Origin of the sequence: Sulfurimonas sp. (assembly GCF_016744025.1) — a bacterium.
Taxonomy (GTDB): Bacteria; Campylobacterota; Campylobacteria; order Campylobacterales; family Sulfurimonadaceae; genus Sulfurimonas.
Window position 1 is genome coordinate 1 of the sequence record NZ_JADGFC010000140.1, and the last position, 6,037, is coordinate 6,037.

A 6,037-nucleotide genomic window follows, 5' to 3' on the forward strand; every position below is an offset into this window, starting at 1 on the left:
ATACAAAACTCCGTATGAAGTGTTTTTCAGTGAAATGAGTAAAAGATTAGCTAGCTAATTTAGGTGGAAATTGCACTTGTTGTTGGAATTGGCGAAATATATAGATAATGAAAATTATCGTGATTTAATTTTCAAAGGTTACACAACAATTTATAAAATAGAAGAAAAACAAATTAAGATTTTAGATATATTCAAATGGGTAGATAGACCACAAACTTAAAACATTACAAATTGTCATGCTTCTACACTTCATTCTAAAAACATACTATACTTTTTTTCTACAACTGGTATTGATTTCTTCTGCGACTGGGTGAGTTTAGTGAGTGGAGTTAGTGGGTATCTCCAAAAAGGAGGATACGCCAGTGAAGTTTTTCATTGTGCTAATGGTTTTAATCGTTTTTGCGGAACGCTTATATTAAAATGTGGGAGCTTACGCTCTCACTCCATTGGTACAATTGTACCACAAGATAGTTTATAAAAAAACTTTTCATTCTGTCATACTTTTTACAGCAGACTATTTTTTATGTCAATATATGAAAAATTAAAAGGTAAGTTATGAACAGAAAACACACAATTGACTTTGTAACTAGAAAGTGGTATCATTATTATGAGTAAAAAAGATAAATTACTCAAAAAGTTTTTACATATACCTATTAAAAAAGATTTGACTTTTAGTGAGTTAGAGGCTCTACTTTTAACTTTAGGGTATGCAAAACTAGAAGGAAGTGGTTCTGCTGTTAAGTTTTTCAACAAAGAAAAAAACAGTCTGATTAACTTACATAAACCACATCCTAACGATATACTAAAAGTGTATCTAGTTAAACAGATACAAGAAAAACTACGGGAGATTCAAAATGGCTAATACTATAGAATATAAAGGCTATATCGGAAGCATAGAGTATTCTAGCGAAGACAAGTGCTTCTTTGGAAAGCTTGAGATGATAGATGACTTAGTTACTTTTGAGTCAGATAATGCTCATGACTTAGAAAACAACTTTCATAATGCTGTAAAGGAGTACTTACAAACTTGTTTAGATCTTGGACGAGAACCACAAAAAATATATAAAGGTGTTTTCAACGTTAGAATAGATCCAGAGCTACATAAAAAAATATATAAAGAAGCATTAAAAGCCGGTGTATCTTTAAACTCATTTATTCAACAGACATTAGCGAATAGAGTGTTTAGTAGTCACTAAACTTTTTATTCTGTCATACTTTATGAATTGGCTACGGTTTGGGCGTTTGTGTTTTGGTGGAAGTTGGAATCACAATCTGTGATACCTTAGAAACAGTGCAAATGAACTAGTCATAGAATGCGATTAGTTAAGAAAAATATTACAAATTGTCATATTTTTTAACATTAACTTTTATTTGTGACATGATATGTAAAAGTATCTAGGATTTGTTATGAATGAATTATCAGTTATAAACGAAGAGACTATTAAAAACAAGATTTACTCTATACGTGGTTTTCAAGTTATACTTGATAATGAGTTGGCAGAACTTTATGGGGTTCAAACGAAACAACTCAATAAAGCCATAAATAGAAACATTGATAGATTTCCAGAAAATTTTAGGTTTCAACTTTCTCAAGAAGAATATCAAAACTTGAGGTTCCAAAATGGAACCTCAAGTTGGAAGTCACAAAATGTGACTTCCAATCAACATGGTGGAAGAAGATATTTACCTTACGTTTTTACAGAACAAGGTGTAGCTATGCTCTCGGCTATACTCAAAAGTCAAACAGCTATTCAGACAAGCGTCTACATCATCAATGCCTTTGTACAGATGCGAAAGTTCATCTCAAACAATGCTTTAGTATTTCAAAGACTAGATTCACTAGAACAAAAACAATTTAAGACAGATGAAAAAGTAGATGCTATCTTAGATGCCATAGAGAGTAAAGAGTTAAAACCAAAGCAAGGCATTTTTTATGATGGACAGGTTTACGATGCTTATGTGTTTGCATCTGAGCTTATAAAAAGTGCGAAGACAAACATAGTTTTGATAGACAACTACTGTGATGATAGCGTGCTTACCCTACTCTCAAAAAGAGATGCAAGGGTAAAGGCTTGCATCTATACAAAGAATATGACAAAAGCATTACAACTAGACCTCAAAAAGCACAATACTCAGTACCCAAAGATAGAGCTAAAAAAGTTTGACTCATCACACGATAGATTTTTAATCATAGACGATAAAGATGTCTACCACATCGGAGCTAGTTTAAAAGACCTAGGTAAAAAATGGTTTGCATTTTCAAAGTTTGAGATAGATGCATTAGATATCTTGATGAAGCTAAACACTTAAATTCTAAAGCAAATATATAACACATATGACTGATAGCATATTCAATACAAAATAAATAAAAGGAATTATAATTGATATACAAAATACTTTTTTCAAAACGTTCTGTACTTTTAATATTATTAACTAGTAGTGCGTTTAATCCACTTTTAGCACTTCCTAATCAGCCATATTCAATAGTTAAAAGCACTCTACAAATCTCAAGTATAGATAAAGGTCTTGACAAAGATATTGCTGTTAGTAAAGCAAACAAACTTTTTTTTAATAATAAATATACAGCAAATAGCATCTCAGATTTATACAATTATCCGGAGATATTTGTTTCTAAAGAGAAACTAAACGATGAACTTGCGAAGTGTGCACTATATGAAAAACACTTAGATTTAAACTCTTATAACTCTATGGTTAGTTTAGCGCAAGCTGTTTCATTGCAGTCATTAAGTACTAAACACTTAAACACACTCAAGCATCTAACAACTACAGCTTAGAGAGGAGATACACTCCTCAGGTACTACTAAATAGTAAAAAAAGCTATAATTAACTTTTATAAAAGGTTATTAAACAATGCTACAAAAAATACTTCACTCTAAAAAAGCTTTACTCTATATTATGGCTATATCCATGACTTTTTCATTTTCTGCGTGGATGAGTCTGTTAAACAACTTTGTTATTGAAGTAGCTCTGTTTGATGGAAGTCAGATAGGGATTCTGCAAGCTATTCGCGAAATTCCAGGTTTTCTAGCTTTTACGGTTGTTCTTGTCACTATTATTATTGCACAACAAAGACTTGCCTATATTTCTATTATGTTATTAGGTTTAGGTACTGCTATCACGGGAATTTTCCCAAATGTATTTGGACTTTATATTACAACTTTAATTATGTCAACAGGCTTTCATTATTTAGAAACACTAAACCAGTCACTATCTCTACAGTGGCTTACTAAAAAAGAAGCTCCTATAGTCTTGGGTAAATTGGCTGCGACTAGATCATTTACTGCTGTACTGAGTTTGGGTTTGATTTATGTGATGATGAAGTTTTTCAGTGTTGAGTACAAAGAAGTTTATCTATTTTTTGGAGGTATTACTTTTTTTATTGGATTAGCCTCATTGGTGATGTTTAAACACTTTGATGATGACATAGTTCAAGATAAAAAGTTACGCTTAAAAAAAGAGTATTGGCTATTTTACGTACTTACATTTTTTGCAGGAGCTAGAAGACAAATATTTGTAGTATTTGCTGGATTTTTACTAGTAGAAAAATTTGGAGTAGATATTCATAATATGGTTATGTTGTTGATTGCAAATCATATATTAAATATTTATCTTGCACCAAAAATAGGAAAATTTATAACTAGGTTTGGGGAAAATATCTCTTTAAAAATTGAATATATTGGTTTATTACTCGTTTTTACTACTTATGCGTTTGTAGAGAATTTGTATTTAGCCTATTTTCTTTTTCTTATTGATCATTTGCTGTTTTCTATGGCAATTGCACTCAAAACTTATTTTCAAAAGATTGCAGACCCAAAAGATATTGCAAGTGCAAGTGCTGTTAGTTTTACTATCAATCATGTTGCAGCAGTTATATTGCCAGTACTATTGGGGTTTGTTTGGTTGTACTCTCACTCCTTAGTATTTCTGATAGGTTCTCTTATTGCAGTAAGTTCTTTACTATTATCATTTTTAATACCTAAAAACCAAAAACCGGGGAATGAAACAAGATTGGTTAAGCATACAAAATTAAATAATTCTTAGTTTAGTCCTATTTTTATCCCTTTTTTTTAGATACAATTAAAAAAACAACAAAAGGATAATATAAATGAATTTTGGATTTAAACAGAGAATAATGCTTTTCTCAGGGATATTTTCAACTCTATCTCTAGCTGTCTTTGCGATTATTAGTTATTATGAAATGGAAGCGAATATAAGATTAGAGATTGAAGAAAAACAATCTGCATATGCTAAATCTCTAAAAATAGATTTAGAAAACTGGGTTAATACTAGAGTTGCTGTTGTAACAGCTGTAACTAAACAAATTAGTGTTCATCCAATAAAAACAAAAGTGCAGATGGTTCCATTACTTAATGTTGCTAAACAAAGTATTAACGCAGAAAAAACTTACATGGGTTTAAATGATGGAACAATAATATATGCTAGTGCTAAGACACCTTCTAAAGGATATGACCCACGTATTCGTCCTTGGTTTAAAAAAGGAATGTCTGTTAACAAAACATCATTGAGTAAACCATTTATGGGTAAAAGCAGTAAAAAGCTCACTATTTCAGTTGTATCACCTATTGTAAAAGATGCAACTAAAATTGGGGTTGTATCGGCTAACTTCTTGGTGGAAGATATTAGTAAAAAAGTTGCTGCTGCAAAATATAAAGGCGGTTATGCTTTTATCTTAGATAAAACAGGGAATATAATATTTCACCCAAATGAAGCTTCTAGAGGAAAACTAATATATACTCTAAATGATAGCTTTAAAAATTTAAAAATAGAAATCAATGAACATAAAACTGGCGTCTATAACTATATGTCTTCCAAAGGAAATAAAAGACTTCTAACATATACAAAAATGGAGAATGGTTGGATTGTTTGTTTAGGCATTGATAAAAATATTGTATTTGCTTCAGTGGAAGAATTACTATTGCATTTAAGTATTACGGGTTTAATTATGATTATAATTGCATTAATATTATTTTCATTAATACTAAATATTCAATTTAAACCTCTTTTAAAATTAAATCAAGTAATTAAAAACTTATCTACTAAAGATGGTGATTTAACTCAAAGACTAGAAGTCAATTCTGAAGATGAGATTGGTGAAATTTCCAAAGATATTAATCTTTTTATAGATAAAATCCATACTATTATTAGTGAATCAAAAATAAGTAGTAATGAAAATGCTTCAGTTTCATACGAACTTTCTAAAACAGCTACAGAGGTAGGAGGAAGAGTTGAAAAAGAAGCTGAAATCGTTTCAAAAGCGACACAAGATGCTAATCAATTAAAATCATACCTTGAAACATCTGTTGAAAAGGCTAAGACATCGCATAAAGACATAGAAAATGTTGTAAAAGATTTAAGTAAAGTGAACACAGAAGTAGTCAGTTTAGCTACATCTCTTCAAGATAGCACATTAAGAGAAATAGAATTATCAGATAAACTACAAATTGTTAGTAATAACACAAAAGATGTTAAAGATATTCTGTCAGTTATTGATGATATTGCAGATCAAACTAATTTACTCGCGCTTAATGCGGCTATAGAAGCAGCTAGAGCAGGTGAGCATGGACGTGGGTTTGCTGTTGTTGCAGATGAAGTTAGAAAACTTGCTGAACGTACACAAAAGTCTTTAGCAGAGATCAATGCAACAATTAATGTTGTTGTTCAATCTATTACAGATGTTAGTTCAGAGATGAATAATAATACAAATAAGATGGAAAAAATCACTGGTACCTCTCAAGAAGTACAAACAAATGTTTCAAATGTAATGAATATTTTAAATACAACTGCAAAAAATGCAGGACATACTATTCAAGATTATATTGATACAGCAAAGAAAATTGGTAGTATTTCAAATGAAATTAACAAAATCGACGATATTTCTAGTATCAATGTTCGAAGTGTTGAAGAGATTGCTAGCGCATCAGAACACTTAAATAAAATGACAGAAAATTTAAATGATGAATTAAATAAATTTAAATCATAGTATTTAAGATAGCTT

The 6,037-nt window shown here is 30.4% G+C and carries 6 protein-coding genes; all 6 read left to right on the forward strand.

Annotated elements, in window-relative coordinates:
* Nucleotides 1-607 precede the first annotated feature (607 nt).
* The 6 genes from QZZ48_RS13575 to QZZ48_RS13600 all read left to right on the forward strand — a co-directional run bounded on the left by QZZ48_RS13575 (nucleotide 608) and on the right by QZZ48_RS13600 (nucleotide 6,022).
* Nucleotides 608-862, forward strand: a complete 255-nt coding sequence (locus QZZ48_RS13575) for a type II toxin-antitoxin system HicA family toxin (RefSeq protein WP_294966757.1) — start codon at nucleotides 608-610, stop codon at nucleotides 860-862.
* A complete protein-coding gene (locus QZZ48_RS13580; RefSeq protein WP_294966759.1) occupies nucleotides 855-1,196 on the forward strand; it encodes a type II toxin-antitoxin system HicB family antitoxin in 342 nt (113 codons plus the stop codon). The genes QZZ48_RS13575 and QZZ48_RS13580 overlap by 8 nt, the downstream gene beginning before the upstream one ends.
* A gap of 211 nt (nucleotides 1,197-1,407) precedes the next feature.
* Nucleotides 1,408-2,310: an ORF6N domain-containing protein gene (locus QZZ48_RS13585; RefSeq protein WP_294966761.1), complete on the forward strand. Its 903-nt coding sequence runs from the start codon at nucleotides 1,408-1,410 to the stop codon at nucleotides 2,308-2,310.
* Nucleotides 2,311-2,381: 71 nt separating this feature from the next.
* Nucleotides 2,382-2,795: a hypothetical protein gene (locus QZZ48_RS13590; RefSeq protein ID WP_294966763.1), complete on the forward strand. Its 414-nt coding sequence runs from the start codon at nucleotides 2,382-2,384 to the stop codon at nucleotides 2,793-2,795.
* 76 nt (nucleotides 2,796-2,871) lie between these two features.
* A complete protein-coding gene (locus tag QZZ48_RS13595; protein WP_294966765.1) occupies nucleotides 2,872-4,062 on the forward strand; it encodes an MFS transporter in 1,191 nt (396 codons plus the stop codon).
* Nucleotides 4,063-4,126: 64 nt separating this feature from the next.
* Complete coding sequence (locus tag QZZ48_RS13600) at nucleotides 4,127-6,022, forward strand: methyl-accepting chemotaxis protein (RefSeq protein WP_294966767.1); 1,896 nt, start codon at nucleotides 4,127-4,129, stop codon at nucleotides 6,020-6,022.
* The last annotated feature ends 15 nt before the right edge of the window (nucleotides 6,023-6,037 follow it).